The 19085-nt window shown below is 74.4% G+C and carries 19 protein-coding genes, 1 tRNA gene and 1 pseudogene; 4 read left to right on the top strand and 17 right to left on the bottom strand.

Going from position 1 to position 19085, the window contains the following annotated elements; translation table 11 throughout:
- Positions 1-38: 38 nt before the first annotated feature.
- From ABZ495_RS27930 to ABZ495_RS27915, 4 genes are all read right to left on the bottom strand, one after another.
- Positions 39-112 (bottom strand) — tRNA-Met (locus tag ABZ495_RS27930).
- A gap of 146 nt (positions 113-258) precedes the next feature.
- On the bottom strand, positions 259-1893 hold the full coding sequence (locus tag ABZ495_RS27925) for an ABC-F family ATP-binding cassette domain-containing protein (protein ID WP_359838689.1): 1635 nt from the start codon (positions 1891-1893) through the stop codon (positions 259-261).
- A gap of 270 nt (positions 1894-2163) precedes the next feature.
- A complete protein-coding gene (locus ABZ495_RS27920) occupies positions 2164-2652 on the bottom strand; it encodes a TetR family transcriptional regulator (RefSeq protein ID WP_329491987.1) in 489 nt (162 codons plus the stop codon).
- A gap of 165 nt (positions 2653-2817) precedes the next feature.
- On the bottom strand, positions 2818-3879 hold the full coding sequence (locus ABZ495_RS27915) for an alpha/beta hydrolase (RefSeq protein ID WP_359838687.1): 1062 nt from the start codon (positions 3877-3879) through the stop codon (positions 2818-2820).
- Positions 3880-4232: 353 nt separating this feature from the next.
- On the opposite strand from ABZ495_RS27915, the gene ABZ495_RS27910 reads away from it, so the two are divergent.
- Both ABZ495_RS27910 and ABZ495_RS27905 read left to right on the top strand, forming a co-directional pair.
- Positions 4233-5675 carry an aldehyde dehydrogenase gene (locus ABZ495_RS27910; protein WP_359838685.1) on the top strand — a complete coding sequence of 481 codons (1443 nt, stop codon included), beginning with the start codon at positions 4233-4235 and terminating at the stop codon, positions 5673-5675.
- An 85-nt stretch (positions 5676-5760) separates the two neighbouring features.
- On the top strand, positions 5761-6192 hold the full coding sequence (locus ABZ495_RS27905; protein WP_359838683.1) for a GNAT family N-acetyltransferase: 432 nt from the start codon (positions 5761-5763) through the stop codon (positions 6190-6192).
- A 72-nt stretch (positions 6193-6264) separates the two neighbouring features.
- Here ABZ495_RS27905 and ABZ495_RS27900 read toward each other — a convergent pair whose 3' ends face one another.
- Together ABZ495_RS27900 and ABZ495_RS27895 are read right to left on the bottom strand one after the other, a co-directional pair.
- Positions 6265-7878, bottom strand: coding sequence for an alpha/beta fold hydrolase (locus ABZ495_RS27900; RefSeq protein WP_359838682.1), 1614 nt, complete (start codon positions 7876-7878; stop codon positions 6265-6267).
- A gap of 176 nt (positions 7879-8054) precedes the next feature.
- Positions 8055-9038, bottom strand: a complete 984-nt coding sequence (locus ABZ495_RS27895; protein ID WP_359838680.1) for a hypothetical protein — start codon at positions 9036-9038, stop codon at positions 8055-8057.
- A gap of 173 nt (positions 9039-9211) precedes the next feature.
- Here ABZ495_RS27895 and ABZ495_RS27890 point away from each other — a divergent pair.
- Positions 9212-9654, top strand: a pseudogene (locus ABZ495_RS27890) (IS630 family transposase); the annotation flags it as partial.
- Between the two features lie 6 nt (positions 9655-9660).
- Here ABZ495_RS27890 and ABZ495_RS27885 read toward each other — a convergent pair.
- Positions 9661-9951, bottom strand: a complete 291-nt coding sequence (locus ABZ495_RS27885) for a DUF2695 domain-containing protein (protein ID WP_359838678.1) — start codon at positions 9949-9951, stop codon at positions 9661-9663.
- Between the two features lie 158 nt (positions 9952-10109).
- Positions 10110-10559 (bottom strand): MarR family transcriptional regulator, encoded by a 450-nt coding sequence (locus ABZ495_RS27880; RefSeq protein ID WP_359811730.1) that lies wholly within the window; start codon positions 10557-10559, stop codon positions 10110-10112.
- A gap of 123 nt (positions 10560-10682) precedes the next feature.
- Between ABZ495_RS27880 and ABZ495_RS27875 the strand changes: the two genes are divergently transcribed.
- Positions 10683-11084: a nuclear transport factor 2 family protein gene (locus ABZ495_RS27875; RefSeq protein WP_359811728.1), complete on the top strand. Its 402-nt coding sequence runs from the start codon at positions 10683-10685 to the stop codon at positions 11082-11084.
- Positions 11085-11167: 83 nt separating this feature from the next.
- Here ABZ495_RS27875 and ABZ495_RS27870 read toward each other — a convergent pair whose 3' ends face one another.
- The 9 genes from ABZ495_RS27870 to ABZ495_RS27830 all read right to left on the bottom strand — a co-directional run bounded on the left by ABZ495_RS27870 (position 11168) and on the right by ABZ495_RS27830 (position 19026).
- Positions 11168-11836: a GntR family transcriptional regulator gene (locus ABZ495_RS27870; protein ID WP_359811725.1), complete on the bottom strand. Its 669-nt coding sequence runs from the start codon at positions 11834-11836 to the stop codon at positions 11168-11170.
- 542 nt (positions 11837-12378) lie between these two features.
- Positions 12379-12801, bottom strand: coding sequence for a hypothetical protein (locus tag ABZ495_RS27865; RefSeq protein ID WP_359811722.1), 423 nt, complete (start codon positions 12799-12801; stop codon positions 12379-12381).
- Complete coding sequence (locus ABZ495_RS27860; protein WP_359838676.1) at positions 12798-13568, bottom strand: class I SAM-dependent methyltransferase; 771 nt, start codon at positions 13566-13568, stop codon at positions 12798-12800. Before ABZ495_RS27860 ends, ABZ495_RS27865 begins: the two co-directional genes overlap by 4 nt.
- Positions 13565-14344: a DUF2071 domain-containing protein gene (locus ABZ495_RS27855; protein WP_359838675.1), complete on the bottom strand. Its 780-nt coding sequence runs from the start codon at positions 14342-14344 to the stop codon at positions 13565-13567. Before ABZ495_RS27855 ends, ABZ495_RS27860 begins: the two co-directional genes overlap by 4 nt.
- A 152-nt stretch (positions 14345-14496) precedes the next feature.
- On the bottom strand, positions 14497-15408 hold the full coding sequence (locus ABZ495_RS27850; RefSeq protein ID WP_359838673.1) for a hypothetical protein: 912 nt from the start codon (positions 15406-15408) through the stop codon (positions 14497-14499).
- Positions 15405-15809, bottom strand: coding sequence for a DoxX-like family protein (locus tag ABZ495_RS27845; protein WP_359838671.1), 405 nt, complete (start codon positions 15807-15809; stop codon positions 15405-15407). The genes ABZ495_RS27850 and ABZ495_RS27845 overlap by 4 nt, the downstream gene beginning before the upstream one ends.
- Positions 15810-16119: 310 nt before the next feature.
- Positions 16120-17031: an SDR family oxidoreductase gene (locus ABZ495_RS27840; protein ID WP_359838669.1), complete on the bottom strand. Its 912-nt coding sequence runs from the start codon at positions 17029-17031 to the stop codon at positions 16120-16122.
- Positions 17028-17645 (bottom strand): helix-turn-helix domain-containing protein, encoded by a 618-nt coding sequence (locus tag ABZ495_RS27835; RefSeq protein ID WP_359838667.1) that lies wholly within the window; start codon positions 17643-17645, stop codon positions 17028-17030. Before ABZ495_RS27835 ends, ABZ495_RS27840 begins: the two co-directional genes overlap by 4 nt.
- A 169-nt stretch (positions 17646-17814) precedes the next feature.
- Positions 17815-19026 (bottom strand): XRE family transcriptional regulator, encoded by a 1212-nt coding sequence (locus ABZ495_RS27830; protein WP_359808563.1) that lies wholly within the window; start codon positions 19024-19026, stop codon positions 17815-17817.
- Positions 19027-19085: the final 59 nt, after the last annotated feature.

Genomic DNA, 19085 nt, shown 5'->3' with positions numbered 1-19085 from the left:
GTCGGCGCACACTGTGCGCCGACCCCGGGCCTTCGTCGTAGCGGGGACAGGATTTGAACCTGCGACCTCTGGGTTATGAGCCCAGCGAGCTACCGAGCTGCTCCACCCCGCGTCGGTGAACCCGACTGTACGCCATCACGGGGGCGAGGGCGAAATCAGGGGCAGCGACCGGGCGGGCGCGGCGCAGCCGTGCGGCCCGGGGGACCTCGCGGGCCCGGCCGGCGCCGTCCCTCCGCGCCGGCCGGACCTGAACGGGGCTCACGCCTCGGGCGCGGCCACCTCCTCCAGCGTGCCGCCGGCCAGCCGCAGCCACCGGTCCACCCCGATGCCGGCCAGGAAGCGCTCGTCGTGGCTGACCACGACGAAGGCGCCCTGGTAGGAGGTGAGGGCGCTTTCGAGCTGTCCGACGCTCACCAGGTCGAGGTTGTTGGTCGGCTCGTCGAGGAGGAGCAACTGGGGCGCGGGGTCGCCGCACAGCACACAGGCCAGGGTGGCGCGCAGCCGCTCGCCGCCCGAGAGCACCCCGACCGGGAGGTGGGCGCGGGCGCCGCGGAAGAGGAAGCGGGCGAGCACGTTCATCCGCTCGGGCGCCGGCAGCTCCGGCGCGGCCGCCGCGAAGTTCTCCGCCACGCTGCGGTCCGGGTCCAACAGGTCCAGCCGCTGGGAGAGATAGGCGACCCGGCCGTCCGAGCGCCTGAGCCGTCCGCCGTCGGGGGCGAGGTCCCCGACCAGCAGGCGCAGGAGGGTGGTCTTGCCGGTTCCGTTCTGTCCGAGCAGGGCGATCCGCTCGGGCCCGCGGACGGTCAGATCGACGCCGCCACCAGCGAACAGGGGCGTGCCGCCGCGCAGCACCTGGAGGTTCTCGCCGACGAAGAGGTCGCGCCCGCTCGGCACCCGGGTGCCGGACAGGTCCAGGGTCAGGCGCTGGTCGTCGCGCAGGGCGCGCTCGGCCTCGTCGAGCCGGGCCCTGGCCTCGCCGAGGCGGGCCGCGTGGACCTGGCCGGCGCGTCCTGCGGACTCCTGGGCGCCGCGCTTCATGGTCCCGGCGAAGATGCGGGGCAGACCGGCGTTCTTGAGGTTGCGGCCGGCGTTGCTGGCCCGGCGGTCGGCGCGCTCCCGGGCCTGCTGCAACTCCCGCTTCTCCCGCTTGAGTTCCTGTTCGGCGTTGCGGATGTTCTTGGCCGCGACCTCGCGCCCGGCCTCCGCGGCCTGCTCGTAGGCGGTGAAGTTGCCGCCGAACAGCCGCAGTTCGCCGGAGTCGAGCTCGGCGATCCGGTCCATCCGGTCGAGCAGCGCACGGTCGTGGCTGACCAGCAGCAGGCAGCCGGAGAAGTCCTCCAGGACGCCGTGGAGCCGGTGGCGGGCGGCGAGGTCGAGGTTGTTGGTGGGTTCGTCGAGCAGCAGCACGTCGGGCCGCTTGAGCAGTTGCGCCGCGAGGCCGAGCTGGACGATCTGGCCGCCGCTGAGGGTGCCCAGCCGCCGGTCCAGGCCGACGCCGGCCAGGCCGAGACGTTCGAGCTGGGCGAGGCTGCGCTCCTCGACGTCCCAGTCGTCGCCGATGGCGGTGAAGTGCTCCTCGGCCACGTCACCGGACTCCACCGCGTCGATGGCGCGGATCACCCCGGCGACGCCGAGGACGTCGGCGACCGCGAGGTCCGCCGTCAGCGGGAGGTCCTGAGGCAGGTAGCCGGGTGTGCCGCTGACGGTCAACGATCCTGCGGCGGGCGTCAGTTGACCGGCAATGAGCTTGAGCAGCGTGCTCTTGCCCGCGCCGTTGGGAGCGACCAGGCCGGTGCGGCCGGTGCCGAGGGCGAAGGAGAGGTCCTGGAAGACGGGGGTGTCGTCGGGCCAGGAGAAGGAGAGCTGGGAGCAGACGATGGACGCATCGGACATGAGGACAACCCGGAGGATGGGCAGGCGGAGACACCTCGGCCTGCGAGCAGACAGGGGGAAGGGGAACGACGAACGAAGCCGTTGGCCCGGGGCACCGATGCCCGCCGACGGCTTCAGGACCGGGTCTCACCCGGAGATGTCGTCGTCACCCGCCATGTCTGCTCCACGCTTTCCGTCAGATGGGTTTTCCGCCGTCGAGCATAGCACCGTGTGTGGGCGATCGGTCGGGACCGGCCGCGGGGGGCGGGCCGCCGCGCCGGGCCGGGCGCGTCACGGCGCGCCGGCCCCCCGCAGCAGGGTGTCGACCACCAGGTCGGCCGCCGGTCCGGCGGCCAGGTCGGGCGCCTGACGTGTCACCAGGTGCACGAGCTGGGGCAGCAGGGCGGCGACCCAGCCCTCGGGGAGGCCGGGGCGCAGCAGCCCTTCGGTGACGGCGCGTCGGAGGAAGTCCCCGACCTCGGCGACGGAGCTGTCGCGGCGCCTGCGGGTCTCCTCGTCGGCGAGCATCCGGGCCAGGTCCACCGGCCAGGCGCGGTTGACCTCGATGACGTTCTCCACGTAGCGGTGCAGGGCCACGGCGACGGGGGCCTCGCGCAGACGGGCGTCGGCGATGGCCCGCTCGACGGCGTCCAGGCGGGCGGAGTGGATCGCGGTGAGGAGTTCCTCGCGGGAGCTGAAGCGCCGGTAGACGGTCCGCCGGTCCACCCCCGCCTCGGCCGCGATGCTCGCGATGCTCGCGCCCGGGTCGGCGGCCAGCATCCGCGCTCCCGTCGTCAGGACGGCTTCGATGTTCCGCGCGGCGTCAGCTCTCACGGGGGGAGTCTAGCGGCGGTGTGCAGCTTCGGCTCGCAACCACCTCGTCGCTGTGTCAGTAGCGCGGGGACCTGCGCCGGGAGGGGCCGGTCCCCTCCCGGCGGCGCGCCGTCAGAAGTGGTCCACGTCCACGACGGCCTGGGCGAACGCGGTCGGCGCCTCCTGGGGCAGGTTGTGGCCGATGCCGCCGAGCGTCCGGTGCTCGTACTTCCCGGTGAACATGGCCCGGTACGAGGCGCCGTCGCCGGGAGCGGTGAACGGGTCCAGTGCGGGGTCGAGGGTGATCGTCGGCACCCCGATGGTCGGCTTCAGGGCCAGCCGGTCCTCGTAGCGGTCGTAGCGGCGCTCGCCGTCGGCGACGCTGAGCCGCCAGCGGTAGTTGTGGATCACGACCGCGGCGTAGTCGGGGTTCTCGAAGGCGGCCTCGGTGCGCTCGAAGGTCGCGTCGTCGAACTTCCAGGTGGGGGAGACCTGCTGCCAGACGAAGCGGGTCAGATCGTGGCGCAGGCCCTTGTCCTCCATGGCCTTCCTGCCGCGTTCGGTGGCGAAGTAGTACTGGTACCACCAGGTGTGCTCGCCCGCCGGCGCGATCGGGTCCAGCTGCGCCTGGCGGTTGGTGATGAGGTAGCCGCTCACCGACACCAGGGCCTTGACCCGTTCGGGCCACAGGGCCGCGAGGACGTCCCCGGTCCGGGACCCCCAGTCGAACCCGGCCACCACGGCGCGGTCGATCCGGAGGGTGTCCAGCAGGGCGATGACGTCCATCGCGATGGCGGCCTGCTGGCCGTTGCGGAAGGTTCGGGGCGACAGGAACCGGGTGGTGCCGTGTCCGCGCAGGTAGGGGACGATCACGCGGTACCCGAGGCCGGCCAGGAGCGGGGCGACGTCGACGTAGCTGTGGATGTCGTACGGCCAGCCGTGCAGGCAGAGCACGACCGGTCCGTGCGCCGGGCCGAGTTCGGCGTATCCCACGTTCAGCAGCCCGGCCTCGGCCTGCTTCAGCCGCGGGAAGGACGTGTGCGTGCCCGGGGTGATCGTGGGCACGACCGGGGCCGCGCCGGGGCCGCCGGGGGCGGGCGCGGCGTCGGCCGTGCCCGGCAGGGTGGCCATCGAGACCGCGGCCGCACCGGCACCCAGTCCCAGGGCCCTGTTGAAGCTACGCCTGTCGATCATGTCGAGCCTTCCGTGTGACGCGGATGTGTCCCCGGACGGGGCGGGTGTCCGTCCTGCCCGGCGCACCGCACTCTTCCGTTCCCGGCGGGCCGGCACATCAGTCAGTTGACGGTCGGGGCGGCGGCCGCGCCGAGCCCCTCCGGGCGTGTCCGGGCCCGCAGTCGAATGACTGATGCCGCGCGCCGACGCCGTGCGGAACCGTCGTGACGGGGCGAGGCCCCCGGTCCGCGCGGCATCGGACCTCGGCGGTCGGACGGACCGCCGGCACCACCCCGCCAACAAATGCCGCGACAGCGAGCTGAAACAGCGAGTAAGTGCTACTGTCGAGTGACAGATAGCGAAGGAGTGGAAGCGTGATCGTCTATGACCGGCTCTTCATCGCAGGCGCCTGGACCGAGCCGAGTGAGGCCGCCCTGCTCGACATCCGGTCCCCGCACGACCGGACGGTGATCGGCCGCGCCGCGCAGGCCCGGCGGGCGGACGTCGACCGTGCGGTGGCGGCGGCCCGGGCCGCGTTCGTCGAGGGCACCTGGCGCGACACCCCGCCGCTGGAGCGCGTGGCGGCGCTGCGGCGCTTCAACGCGCTGCGCGAGCGGCAGGCGGAGCGGATCGCTGCCCTGATCGCCGCCGAGAACGGCTCCGCGGGCTGGTTCACCCGGGCCGGCCAGCCGGGCCTGACCCGCCAGGCCAACGCCTACCTGAAGGCGGCGGAGGAGTTCGGGTGGGAGGAGACCCTGCCGCCCTCCGACCCGGCCTCGCCGGTGCGGAGCGTGGTCCGTCGTGAGGCCGTCGGCGTGGTGGCCGCCGTGATCCCGTGGAACTCGCCCTTCTCCTCCGCGACCACGAAGATCATCCCGGCGCTGCTCGCCGGCAACTCGGTGGTCCTGAAGGTCTCGCCGGAGAACTCGCTCAGCATGGGCCTCCTCGCCGACCTGCTGGCCCAGGTGGGGCTGCCCGCCGGGGTGATCAGCGTGCTGCCCGCCGACCGCGAGACCAGCGAGTACCTGATCTCCCACCCCGAGGTCGACAAGATCGCCTTCACCGGCTCGACCCCGGCCGGCCGGCGCATCGCCGCGATCGCGGGGGAGCAGCTCAAGCGGGTCAGCCTGGAGCTGGGCGGCAAGTCCGCGGCCGTCATCCTGGCCGACGCCGACATCCACCGGGCGGTGCAGGGGCTGAAGTTCTCCTCCCTGCTCAACAACGGCGAGTCCTGCATCGCCCAGACCCGCGTCCTGGCCCCGCGCAGCCGCTACGAGGAGGTGGTCGCGGAACTCAAGGCGCTCGTCGAGTCCCTGAAGGTCGGTGACCCGGCGGACCCGGACACCTTCATCGGACCGATGATCCGCCCCGACCAGCAGGAGCGCGTCCGCCGGTACATCACGATCGGCATCGAGGAGGGCGCCCGCCTCGTCACCGGCGGCACCGAGGTCCCGGCGGGGCTGGAGGGCGGCAACTACGTGACCCCCACCCTCTTCGCCGACGTGGACAACGCCATGCGCATCGCCCAGGAGGAGATCTTCGGCCCCGTCCTGGTGGTCATCCCCTACGAGGACGAGGACGACGCCGTCCGCATCGCCAACGACTCCGAGTACGGCCTGTCGGGCGGCGTCTGGTCCGCCGACGAGGAGCACGCCCTGGCGGTCGCCCGCCGGATCCGGACCGGCACGGTGACCGTGAACGGGGCCGGTGTCGGCTTCGACGGCCCCTTCGGCGGCTTCAAGGCCAGCGGCATCGGCCGCGAGTTCGGCGCCGTCGGCCTCGGCACCTACACCGAGTACAAGACCATCACCCTCTGACGCGCGCCCGCGCGGCGGTGGCCGGACGCCCGGCCACCGGGCCCGCACCTGGATCGGTGGGGGCCCGGCCTGGTTGGATTCCGGTATGACGAATGACCTCTCCGACGGCTACGAGATCTCGACGGACCCGGCACGCCTCGATGCCGAACTGATCCACCGGTGGCTGTCCCAGGACGCCTACTGGGCACGCGGCCGCCCCCGGGAGAAGCAGGACTCCGCGATCGCCGCCTCCCTCAACTTCGGCGTCTACGACCGGGCTGCGGGCACCCAGCTCGGCTACGCGCGGGTGGTCACCGACCGGACCACCTTCGCCTGGCTCTGCGACGTGTACATCGAGCCCTCGGCCCGTGGCAGGGGGCTCGGCACGGCCCTGGCCGCCGCCGTCCGCGACCACCTCGCCCCCTACGGGCTGCGCCGCGTCATGCTGGCCACGGCGGACGCCCACGAGGTCTACGCCAAGGCCGGGTTCGTGCCGATGGAGAAGCCGGAGAAGTGGATGGTCCTCGGCGAGGAGTGAGGGCGCCGCGGAGCGGGGCCGACCCGCGCCCGGCTCCGGCCGTCCCGGGGCGGGGACGGCCGGAGCGGAGCGCTACTTCGCGCAGGTCCGGTCGCCCTTCGGCAGCCGGCCCCCCGCCAGGTAGGCGTTGACCGTGTCGTCCACGCAGGCGTTGCCGTACAGGCCGTACAGGGCGTGCCGGTTGGCACCCTCCAAGGTCAGCAGCCGGGAGGCGGGCAGCAGCCCGTGCAGCGCGACGCTGTCCCGGTAGGTGGTGCGCGGGTCGCCGGTGGCGGCGACTATCAGCACCTCGGCGTCGCGCCGCACCTCGGTGCGGGCCTCGCGCGGGCGGTCCCAGAAGGCGCACGGGTTGACGTTGTGGACCAGCGGGCCGAACAGCGGGTGCTCGGCCCGGCTGCGCTCGATCTCCCGCCAGTACACCTCGGGGTCGCGCGGCGCCGGGGCGTCCGCGCACATGACCGCCTGCTGGGAGCTGCCGGTGGGCGACGCCTCCCCGGTGAACGCGAACCGGAGGACGGCGGTGAAGGCCGCCGACGGCAGGGCCGGCCGCCCCGCCGCCGCCTCGGTGAGCACCGCGATCTGCTCGGCCAGGCTCGCGCGTGCGGCGTCGGTGTCGTCCGCGAGTCCGGCGAAGAGCAGGAACGGCACCCGGGTGTCGTCCAGTCGGAAGGTGTCGGCGCCGCTGCCGACGGTCAGCGGGGCGCGCGCGGACGCCTCGACGAGCCGCCGGATGCCCGCCGTCACCTCCTCGGCGGTCCGGCCGAGCCGGTAGGTGTCGTGGCGGTCCGCCGTCCAGGCCGCCCAGTCGGCGAGCGCCTGCTCGTTCTCCGCCAGCAGGTGGGGGAGCAGCACCGGCCCGTAGGTGCGCGGGTCGAGCGCCCCGTCGAGTACCACCCGGTCGTAGCGGCCGGGGAACATCTGGGTGTAGACCGTGCCCAGGTACGTCCCGTACGAGACCCCCAGGTAGGAGATCCTCCGCTCGCCGAGCGCACCGCGGATGACGTCCATGTCGCGGGCCGTGTTGCGCGTGCCGGCGTGCGGCAGCAGCGGTCCGGCCGCCGCCCGGCACTTGGCGGCGAGGTCCTTCTGGAGAACGACCTGCCGGTCGAAGCTCGCCCGGCCGAGCCCGGCCGAGACGAGGTTGGTGCCGACCGGCCAGCCGCAGTCCAGCGGGGTGCTGCGGCCGACGAAGCGCGGGTCCATGCCGATGATGTCGTAGCGGCCGGCGGTCTCCTTGAGCGCCGTGTGGACACGCGGCGGGCTCCCGAGGGTCTGGCCGCCCGGGCCGCCGTCGTTGAGCAGCAGTGGGCCGATCCGGTGGCGGGTGTCGGTGGCCTTGATCCGGGAGATCGCGACGGTGATCGTACGGCCCCGGGGGTCGCCGTAGTCGAGTGGCACGGTGACGTCGGCGCAGGTCGCGCCCGCCTCCTCCAGGCCCGCGCCGACCTGGTCGTCCGGGCCCTGGACGCAGCTGCGCCAGTCGAGGGGCTGGTGGTAGTAGCGCTCCAGGCCCCGGGGGGTGGAGGCGGCGCTGTCGGCGGAGGCGGACGCCGCCCCGGCGGCGGGGGCGGTCACGGCGGACGCCACCGTCAGGCAGGCGGCGAGGGCGAGGCCCGCCGCCGTGGCCCGGCGGGCGACCGGCCGTGCCACGGCGGCCGGACCGAAGGGAAGGTGATGAGCTGTCATGTGACCAACGCTAGGAACCTGGCGGCCGAAGATCACGACAGCACACCCCCGGACCCGCCCGGGGGACAGCCCCCTCCGCCGCCTTCACTTTCGGGCAGGAGTCCCGGCGGAGGCGGGTGACCATGGTCAGCGCGTCCTCGCCCTCGCGCGGGTCGTGCACGCGGGACCGGCGGCGCTCAGCCCGGCTGTTGGTCGTCGTCGCTCCGCGACACCCGCAGGCGCTCGGCCGCCTCCTGGACGGCTTCGTGGGCCTTGGCGGCCCGGTCGTCGGCGGTGCGCGCCGCGTCCTCGGCGGATCGCGCCTGCTTCTCGGCGCGCGTGAGGCGTTCCCGGGCGAGGGCTTCGCGGTGCTGCGCCCCGGCGAGCGCGGCCCGGGCCTGCTCTGCTTCGGTCTCCGCCCGTCGGCGGGCCGACTCCGCCTCGTCGAGGGCCCGAGCGGCGTCCGCGGCCCGGGCATCGGCCTTGTCCGCGGCCTGTTCCGCGCCGGCCAAGGCCTTGCGGGCCTGTTCCTGTTCGCGCCGGCGCCGCCGTTCGGCCGCGGCCTGTGCCTTCGTGGGACGCGAGCCGCGCGCCGACGCGGGGGACGTCCCGGCGGCCTTCTTCGTCGCGGCCCCGGTCCCCGGCTTCCGGCTCCCCGGCTTCCCGGCGCCCGGCTTCCCGCTGTCCGGCTTCCCGGCGCCCGGCCACAGCACCGGGTCCAGCGGAGCCGTCAGCCGCCCCGCCGCGAGGGCGCGGGCGGCGTCCGGGTCCGCCAGCGCGGCGCCCAGCGTCCGGTCCACCTCGGCGACGGCGTCGGCGCCGAGCGGGTGTCCGGCCTCCGCCGCGTCGCGCTCGGCCTGCCCCGTCAGCGCCCGCACCAGCTGCCGCCGCTGCTCGGTGAGCGTGCGCAACTGGTCCCCGGCGAGGTGCTCCTGGGCGTCGCGCAGCGCCTGCCCGAGGTCCAGCAGCTGCCCGACCAGGTCGCCGTGCCGGTGAGCGAGGAGGTTGGCGGCCCAGGCGGCCTGGGTGGGGCGGCGCAGCGCACGGACCTGCTTGGCGAGCTGCGGGTCGGTCTTCTTCAGGGCGTCCGCGTGCCGGTTCCGGGCCGCCGTGAAGTCCTGCGGGGCGAGGGTGTGGAGCTCGTCCGCGATCGCGTCGAAGTCGGGTTCGTTGCCGGCCATCGTTCGGGACCCTACGGGCGCGGGCCGCTCCGGCCCGGTACGACTCGCCCGGTCGGGCACGGTCGACGCCGCCGGTCCCCGGCCGGGTCGTCGGGAGTGGACCCGGGCGCGGCAGCCCTCCTCGCCCGGGTCCACTCCCTCCCGGTGCCACCCGAGCCGCCATGCCGGTCGGGCCGCTCAACCTCCAGCCCCACCCCGGCAGGCAGGGGGCCGAGCGCGGCGGCCGGCACAAGGACCCGCCACATCAAGAAGACCAGGAACCGCACCAAGTTCCTGGGGTTCTGCCGCTTCCTGCGCTCACTGCATCCGGCGGACGTGCGGATCGCGATGGTCTGTGACAACTCCTCGCCGCACCTGACGACGAGGCGGTGTCAGCGGGTCGGGACATGGGCGGCCGCGACCAACGTGGAGATCGCCTACACCCCGACCAACAGCTCCTGGCTCGACCGGATCGAGACCCAGTTCACCGCTCTGCGCTACTTCGCCCTCGACGGCACCGACCACCCCAGCCACAAGGCCCGGGGGCAGCATGATCCGCCGCTGCATCATCGGGCGGAACAAGCACGCCACCGACGAGCGCCTACGCGAGGTCGTCACCAGGGCGAACGTCGCCTGAGCCGCATCAGACCCGTTCGTCTGGATCCACGTTCGCGAGCACCTCGCAGTCGCAACCGCCGCCATCGGCCAGCAGGCCCGCTTCCAGCTCGGGCCACGCCACTGAACAGGAGTCGGCCCAGGAACGGGAGTGCCTCAGCGTGTGATCACATCCGGTCTCCGCGAGACGCTCTTCGACGTGACCGAGGAGGCCGTCGAGCTGTTCACGGTCGATGCCGAGCAGGTTCCACTCATCACGCTTGCGCTCTGCCTTGTAGGCGTCGCGAAGGATCCGCCGTCGTTCCCTCTCCGAAGACATCTGCGCAACTCGCTCCTCATCAGACCAGCTGGAGCCCCACCCTAAGGTCGTCGACACCAGAGCCCGTAGCCGGGGCGAAATCACGATGTCGTCCGCTGAACAGGGCGAAGGCTGTCTGATGCGGCGCTAGCCGTACCCAGGCCCGTACCCCGGCCGCGTCACTCCGGTCGGAGCAGGCTGCCCGTGACGAAGCGGTGGAAGCCGCGGGCGAAGGCCCGGGCCTCGTCGGCGGGCCAGTCGGCCAGCGAGGCCTCGATGTGGGCGGCGAGGCGCTCGCGCGTGGTCCGGATGACGCGCTCTCCGGCGTCGGTGAGGGTCAGCAGCGTCGCGCGCCCGTCGTCGGGGTCGGGGACGCGGCGCAGCAGGCCGGCCTCTTCGAGGCGGCTGGCGCGGCGGGTGACGCCCGAGCGGTCGAGGCCGATCTCCTCGGCGAGTCTGGCGGCGCTGCACGGCCCGGTGCGGGCGAGCGCGCTGAGGACGGGGTAGGTGACGGCGTCCAGCGCCCCGTCCAGGCCGCTGGTCAGGAGCTCGTAGAGGTGTGTGCGAGAGCTGCGTCGGAGGACGACGGCAAGTGCGTCGGCGATCTCGTGTCCCACGTCGTTCGGCATGCGTCCAAGAATAGCGTGCGCAACGCACGCACCATGGGGTACTGTTCAGATGCGTGCTCGACGCACGCAAAGTCTCGTCACTCCGACGCTCACGCGTCACTCCGACGCCCAAGGGGACCCGTCATGACCACCGCCACGCGAACCGACATCGCCACCGCGCTCACCGACCTGCTCTTCACCCCCGGGCTCGACCTGGCCGAGGCCGTCGACCGGCACTTCGCCCCCGACTACCGCCAGCGCACCGACGGCAGCTGGGCGGACCGGGCGGAGTTCACCGCCCACATCGCCCACCTGCGCGAGGTCGTCGCGAGCGGCCGCGTCGAGGTCCTCGACGAGCTGGTCCAGGGGGACCGCTACGCCGACCGCCACGTGGTCGACGTCACCAAGACCGACGGCTCCACCGTGCGCATGGAGGTGTACGTGTTCGCCGAGTTCGCCGCCGACGGCCGGTTCCGCCGCCTGGAGGAGACCACCCTGATGCTCCGGGGCGACGAGGAGGACCGCGACCTCGGCAGCGCCCGCTGACCGACGACGATCCGGCCCCGCCCTTCCGCCCCGCCGCGCTCGGCGGGGTGGAAGGGCGGGGCCGCCGTCCGTCCGGGGCCGTTTCAGTCCTCCTCGGCCACCTCGTGGTCGGCCTGCGAGCCGATGTGGGCCCGCGCGGCCCGCTCGGCCGCCTCCGGGTCCCCGCTGCGCAGCGCGGCGATGATCGTGTCGTGCTCCTCGATGACGGCCTTCCAGTTGTGGAGGTCCATCGGGGCGGTGATTCGGTGCCGGCGGATGGTCAGCAGGAGCTGCTCGGCGAGCTCGCCGAGGACGCGGTAGCCGCCGGCCCGGGCCAGTGCGCGGTGGAACTCCGAGTTGTGCTCGGGCAGCCGGCCGACCGCTCCGGTGGCCAGGGCGGCGCGCATGTCGTGCTGGGCCGCGTCGAGGTCGGCCAGCAGGGCGTCGGTGACCCGCTCGGCCGCCAGCCGGGCGACCAGCCCCTCGATGGCCTCCCGGGCGAGGAAGACCCCGCGCATCTCGGTCTTGTCGATCTCGGCGACGGTGACACCGGCGTGCACGCGGGAGACGACCAGGCCGTCGGCCTCCAGGCGCTTGACGGCCTCGCGGACGGGGATCTTGCTCACGCCGAGGTTGCGGGCCAGCTCGTCCATGTTGATGCGCTGGCCCGGACGCAGGTCGCCCCGGGCGATCGCGTCGTGCAGGCTGCCGTAGACGAGGTCGGCCTTGCTCTTCACGGGCGGTATCGGCTCAGCCCAGCCCTTCTTGCTCATTCGTTCATCGTATGCGATATCTCTCCGGCGACGAACGGCCCGGTGGCACTGTGTCCCGTTTGGTGCCCGAAGGCGCCGTGAGGTGGTTTCGTATATCGAATACCTTCACCCCGTGCCCCGCGAGCCGGCGCCGCCGGACCGGCCACCACCGGCCCGCCCGGCCGCCGCCGCGGCGGGTCCTTCCGCCCGGCGGAGTACTCCGCACCCTGCCCGTCGGACTCGCCCGCTTCCAGAACCGGTTCGATCCCCGCTGGGACCTCCTGACGGCCGGCTCCGTCCTCGCCGCCGTCCCCGTCGTCATCGGCTTCGTCCTCCTCCAACGCCTCTTCGTCCGCGGCCTCATCGGAGGAGCCGTCAAGGAATGGCGCGGCGGGCGAGTGCTCCACCGCGGATCGGCCTACGAGGCGCGGTCGCAGGGAACGGGCCCGGGGGTCGGTCCGTTCCGCGCGACTCGGGCGGGACCGGACGACGGTCCCGTCACAGGCGGTTCCGCCGGGTGGTCGTCGGGGCGGGAGCCGCCCGCCGGGGCTTCGGCACGGACCCTAGAGGACCCGCCAGAGGGCGAGCGCGAAGACCGCGGCGACCCAGGTCCAGAGGACCGAGAGGCCGATGTGCGCGGCGGTCCGCAGGGGGTCGCCGCGCCAGAGCCTGGGGGAGAAGACGGCGAACTCGAACAGCCAGCGCAGGCCCCAGAAGAGCGTCTGCCCGGCCAGCAGGGCGGTGCCCAGGCGGGTGCCGGCGAGGAGGTCGGCGGCCAGGCAGAGCGGCATCAGGCCGAGCAGCGCGCAGGTCAGCGCGATGAAGAAGAGGTGGACGTAGGAGACCTGGCGGGTCAGCAGGCTGGCGCCGGACAGGTCGGCCGGCCACTGGACGATGCGCGGCAGGACGGCGTGGAACAGGCCCATGCCGACCAGGGCCGCGCCGACCAGCCTCAACTGAGCTTCCAGGGTGAACAGTTCGGTCATGCGGCGGGACTCCGGAAGGCGAAGGCGGTGATCAGTGTGGCGATCCGGCGTTCGGCGGCCGGGTGCAGTCCGGCCTCGGCGGCGTGCCGCAGCCAGGTGGCGCGCGGCTGGAAGTGCCAGGCGCCCGGGCCGTAGGCGGCGGTGTTGGCGAGGTCGCGCAGGTGCTCCACCAGCAGCAGGGTACCGCCGGGCCGCAGGGTGCGGACGGCCTCGGTGAACAGTGCCGTGCGGTCGGCGGGCCGACGCAGTTCGTGGGCGGCGAGGACGGTGAGCACGGTGTCGAGGGAGCCGGTGGCGGCGGGCAGGGCGTCGGGGCGGGCGGAGACGGTGCCGGGGGCGGGCGGGGCGTGGCGACGGGCGCGCCGGATCGAGCCCTCGGTGGTCAGGGCCGGGTCGTAGAGGTCGGCGACGAGCTGGCGGGCGGTGGGGTACCGGGCGGCGACCGGCCGGCTGGCCTCGTCGAGTCCGGTGCAGACGACCAGGTGGTCGCCCGGGCCGTCGGGGAGCAATTCGGACAGCCAGTCGTAGGAGTGGAGTTCGGAGCGGTCGTAGACGTGCCAGGTGGCCAGGGTGCTGGTGGTGAGGAGCGCGGCGGCGCCGGCCGAGGCGGCGCGGGCGAGGGCGGCGGGCCGGCCGGGGAGGTGACGGGCCAGCGCCCAGCCGGTGGCGGCGGTGACGGCGCCGGCGGCGTACATCGGCCAGTTGTAGCGGATCACCTCGCGGACACCCGAGGGGCGCCGCGCGGGCCCGGCGGGCCGGGCGTTCATCGGCGGGCTCCGTCGAGGGCACGGCGGTGGCCGGCCTCCCAGCCGTAGTCGACGTCGGCGACGTGGAAGGCGTTGGCGAGGACGGGGCGGCTGCCGGTGAAGGGGTCGTGGTCGAAGAAGGTCAGCCGGGGGACCTCGACCGCCACCGGGACGGGGTCCCAGTGGGTGCGGGTGGCCTTGACGACGATCATGGAGCGGGTTTCCGGCTCGTACTCGAAGGTGTAGGGCAGTGGTCCGGCGAACCGGCGCGCGGCCCGGGCGTCGGCGAACGGACTGCCGGGCGGTAGGGGTGCGGGGCTGCTCGCGAGGTCGGCGCGCACATGCAGGTCGGCGCGGCCGTCGGTGCTGAGCACCTTGAACTCCAGGGTGTCGCCGAGTACCCGGGTGCCGATCCTGGCGGAGCGGTAGTGGTAGCGGGAGAAGAGGTTGCCGCCGGCGGCCATCAGCCGGTTGTCGGTGTCGGAGCGCAGGATCCGCAGTCCGCGCATGGTGCGCCCGCCCGGGGTGGGGAACCGGGTGAAGATCCGGTAGCCGGTGAGGATGAAGTCGCGGCCGAGGCGGGCGGGCAGGGCGGCCGGGCGCAGTGCGCGGGTGTCGACGACGGCGGCGGCGACGAAGCCGTGTTCGGTGCCGGTGGGGTCGGTGTAGGTGTCGAGGGCGAGGCCGGGCGGCACGAGGGGCGCGAGGAGGTGCGGCGGGAGGGCGTAGGTGAGGACGAGGGAGTGCGCGAAGTGGGTGCGCATCGGGAAGGGGTGGCGTTGGAGCAGGTGTCGCACGGTCGACTCCGGTGGTGGGCGCGAAGCGGTGGGTGGTCTTCAGAACCGGGGGCCTTGCGGGCCGGGGCTTTCAGAGCCGGGGTCTTGAGAGCCGGTGGGCCTTCGGAGCCGGGTGGTCTTCGGAGCTGAGTGGTCCTCGGAACCGGGGGCCCTCAGAGCCGGAGCACCCGGATGACGCCCCAGAGCAGGGAGCGGTCCTCGGCGGCGGCGCCCGGGCCGGCGCGGCCCGGTTCGCGGATGCTGCGCAGGACGGCGGTTCCGCCGGGGCGGACGGCGTGCTGGACGGCGGCGCGCAGGCGCCGGGCGAAGGCCGGGCCGGGGCCGTCCAGGACGTTGGAGAGGGTGACGGCGTCGTAGTGGCCGGCGGGGGAGCGTTCGAGGTGGTCGAGGACGTCGCCGACGAGCAGCCGGACGGGGGCCGCGGCCGGTTCGGCGGGGGTGGCGGGCGGCCCGGGCAGGTCGCGGCCGAGGAGCAGGCGCCAGGCGTAGGGGTTGTCGGCGTTGGGGTGGCGGGCGACCCCGCGGGCCAGCCGGGCCCGCAGGGCGCTGTCGAAGCGGTGGGGCAGGACGTCCCGGAAGGCGGGCCGCACGGCGGTGGCGAGCGTGCCGGCGGGGCGCAGGGCGGCGGCGAGCAGCAGGCGCAGGCCGGGTCCGTCGAGCCGGTGGCGCCAGTGGCGGGCCTGGGCGGCGGGGTCGTCCAGGCGCAGGAAGCGTTCCAGGGCGGCGGGTCGCCAGGCGGGGAGGACGGCGGCGGCCGCCGCCCGGCCCGCGGCGAGCAGGTGTTCCGCGGAGCCGGTGGCCGCGGGCGCGGCGGTGGTGAGCCGGCCGCGGGCGTAGGCGAGCTGGACGGGGTTGAGGTCGATGGCGGTGACCTCGTACCCGGCGACGGCCAGTGCGGCGGCGGTGTCGCCGGCCGAGGCGATGCAGAGCACGCGGGCGCCCGGTGCCGGGAACGCGCCGAGTTCGACGGCCGGGTCCTCGTACATCCGGCCGAACAGGACGCGCGGGCGGCGGGTCTGGAGGCTGAGCAGTCGGCCTTCGGTCCAGGGCGTGGCGGTGCTCATGCGGCGACCGCGATCGGGCGGGTGCGGTCGCGCCGGGCGGCGGGGAGGGTCCAGACCAGGGCCAGGAAGGCGATGTCCTGGACGACGAGGCGGCCCGGTTCGGGGATGCGGTCGGCGCCGAACAGCAGGCCGCCGGTGTTGAACCCGACGACCAGCAGGGTCTGGACGATCGCGGCGAGCCTGGCCCGGCGTCCGCTGAGCACCCAGGCGCCGAGGGCCAGCTCGGCCAGGCCGATGGTGATCAGCAGCGGCGTCACGGCGCTCCCGGGCAGGAACGGCAGGCCCTCCACGATGGCGCGCTGGTCGGCGCGGCCGGGGAAGATCTTGCACCAGAGACCCTCGTAGCCCCACATCAGGGCGATCGCGGAGGCGGTCAGCCTTGTCTGCCAAGGAGTCGGCACGGTGGACGGTCCTTTCTTCCGCTGCCGGCGAGCGCGGGTGCGCCGGGGCAGGGCGGGGCACGGCGGGGTGGCCCGAACCCCTCGGTCGGGGTCGGGGGCTCCCGTTCGGGATCATCATGGCGCACGGGTTTGAACATGTTCAACTGGGGGGCGTGCCGTGGTGCCGGGCGGGCGCGCGGGCGCCGTGTCCGCCCCGGGGAAGCCACTGGGCGCCCGCTCGGTTCGAGCGGGCGCCCAGCGGCGGGTCGGGAGGGCGGGCCCGTCGGAGCGGGCGCCCACGGTCGGGACGGCGGGCTGGTCGGAGCGACGGTCAGAGCGGATCTCCCAGCGGCCCGAACTCCGCCTCCAGGGAGTCGGCCCAGTGGGCGGCGAAGTCCGGTCGCGTGCCGTCGGTGTCGGTGAACCCGTACTCCCGGTAGAGGCCCCAGGTGGCGAGCGCCCGGCCGGTCTTGGCCATGACGGCGGGGTCGGCGGCCAGCGCGGCGACCGCCCGCCCCAGGTAGGCGGGGGTTTCCGAGTGGGCGAAGTTCGGGTCCTGGGCGACGCCGTCGCGCCAGTTGGCCTCCGTCACCCCGAAGTGCTCCAGCACGGCCTCCGAGCGCAGGAAGCCCGGCGTGATCGCGACGGCCGCGACGTCGTGCGCCTTCAGCTCGGCGGCCTGCGCGACGGCGAGGCGGATCACCGCGGACTTCGCGAGGTCGTAGAAGAACGAGCCGCGGTAGCGGGCGGTGTTGCCGTCGGTGACCTCCACGACCAGACCGCTCCGGCGCGCGACCATCAGCGGCAGTGCGAAGCGGCTGGTGATCACATGGGTCTCCACCGCCCGCCGCAGCAGCCGCAGGCCGGTGTCGAGGTCCTGCTCCCACAGCGGGTGCGTCCAGTCCGTCAGCTGGTCCCCGCCCCATACGGAGTTGACCAGGACGTCGAGCCGGCCGTCCTGTTCGGCCGCGATCCGGTCGACCAGGGCGCGGACCTCCGCCGGGCGGCTGTGGTCGGTGCGGACGGGGATGCCGACGCCGCCGGCGGCGGTGATCCGCTCGGCGGTCTCCTCGACGGTCTCCGGACGGTCCAGGTCGGAGCGCCCGGCCGTGCTGCTGCGGCCGGTGACGTACACCGTCGCGCCGGCCGCCCCGAGCTCGACGGCGATGCCCCGCCCGCCGCCCCTGGTCCCGCCGGCGACCAGCGCCACCTTCCCCGCCAGCGGCCGGGTGTCGTTCGTCATGCTTCCTCCAGGTCGTGGCGGTGCCGGGGTGGCTGGTGCGGGGCCAGGAGGGCGTCGAGCTCCCGGCGCAGCCGCTGCGCGAGGGTGCCCCGGCGGTCGAGCGCCCAGACGAGGCCCACGCCGGCGGTGACCGCCTGGACGGACCCGGCCACCGCCGCGACGTCCGTCCCGGCCCGGAGTTCGCCGGCGGCGACGGCCTCCGCCAGCAGTGCCCGGATCACTCGTTCCTGGGCCCGGTGGGCGGCCAGGGCGGGCTCGTAGAGCTGCGGGTCCGTGAGATCCGTGCACAGGAAGGCCAGGTGGTTGGCGAAGCTCTCCGGCGTGGCCATCGGAGCCATCGACTCGACGACCAGCGCGGCCAGTGCCCCGAGGACCGATGGGTGCGCCTCCCGCACCCGGCCGTGCAACGCGTCCGCGTCCTTGACGGACTGTTCGGCGAGCGCCACCAGCAGGCCGTGCTTGGAGCCGAACCGCTGCACGAGGGTGCCGGGCACCAGCCCGACCTCGCGGGCCACGGCGGCCAGCGTCAGCCCGGCGGGGCCCACCCGGCCGATCACCTCGGCCGTCGCGCGCAGGATCACCACGTCGTCCACGCCTCGGGGACGTCCTGCCATCGCTACCCCCTCATTAATAAATGCCTGTTCATTTATTAAAGCTCCCGATCGCCCGCGGGGCAACCGGGGGCCGCGGGCCGCCGCGACGGCCCGTCTCACCGCCAACGGAACCGGGCCCCTCGATCACGCGGCCACGAGGTCATGAGGTCGCGGGTCGCGGGTCATGGGGCTACGCGGGCCCGTTCAGGAGCGTCTCCCGGTGCAGCCAGGCGAGGTGGAGCAGTTCCGCGCCCGCCGGCTGCATCGGCTCGCTGGTGGTGAGGCGCTCGACCTGTTCGGCGGTGAACGGGATCCCCACCGCGTGCCCGGCGCCGTCGTCCAGCCGTACGCGGTGCCCCTCGTCGTTGGTGGAGACGATCCGCGCGAACACCGTGTCGAACAGCTCGGCCTCGAACACCGCGACGGTCAGCAGGTCGGTGACGAAGGTGAGCGGGTCCATGCCCAGGCCCAGCCAGGACACCCGGAGCGTGCCGGCCGCGCGCGCCTCGGTCAGGGTCCGGTTGAACGGCCACCCGGCGTAGTCGATCGGGGCCGCGCCGCTGCCGTAGTCCTCGCTGCCGCCGAGCAGTTCCTCGCTGAGCTCGCGCACGACCGCGCGCCACAGGTCGAAGTCGTTGGCCTCGTTCCACGGCGCGTCGTGGGAGGCCTGGAACATGCCCACGGGCATGACCTGGAAGAGGCCGCCGCCGGTGGCGACCTTGGCCGGGTCGCGCCGGTGCAGGACGAACTCGGCCGCGCCGGTCCGCCGGTCGTGGCGGATGACCAGGGTGCTCACGGCGGTCATGACCGGCCGCCGGTCGAGATCGGTGGGATCACCGAGGGCGGCCCGCAGCGGCGTGGCGCCGCCGGCCGGCACGGGCCGGCCGGGCCCGGCCAGCGCGGCGGCGGCGTACTCGTGTGCGGCGGCCTCGCAGACGTTGATGACGTCGAAGTAGGTGCCGCGGCCGAAGGTCAGCGTGGGCGCGGCCGCGTCCGGCGCCACCGCCAGGAGGCGGTAGCAACTCCGGTCCTCGAACAGCTTCGGCCTGGCCAGGTCGCGGACGGCGTCGGCGTAGCAGGGGTACGGGGTGCCGTCGTCGCGCCGGGCGCGGGTGGCGTCCAGCTCCGGGCCGCGGCCGTCGACGGGGGCGGCCGGGGTCCGCTCCTGCCACCGGAGCCGCACCCGCTCCAGGGGTACGGGCGCCTCGGGAATCCAGTGCTCGCGCGCCAGCAGCCGCCCGCCCGGCGCGAACCGCCGGGCGGCCTGCTCGGCCGCGGCCGCCCGGGTCAGCTCGAAGCGGTGGCGGTTCAGGTGGTCGCGCACCTGCCGCCAGCGGGCCCGGCTCGCGGCCGGGGTCACCTCCGGCGTGCCGTCCGGCGCCGGCTGCGGGGTGGTGGACACGGCTCTCCTCGGGGGTCGGCGATCCGCACCGGCGGCCCCCACGCACCGCGGGGGAGGGC

Source organism: Kitasatospora sp. NPDC005748, assembly GCF_040630735.1.
Lineage (GTDB): Bacteria > Actinomycetota > Actinomycetes > Streptomycetales > Streptomycetaceae > Kitasatospora.
Note: the sequence above shows the minus strand (reverse complement) of the source record. Positions and strands in the feature narration are given on the sequence as shown.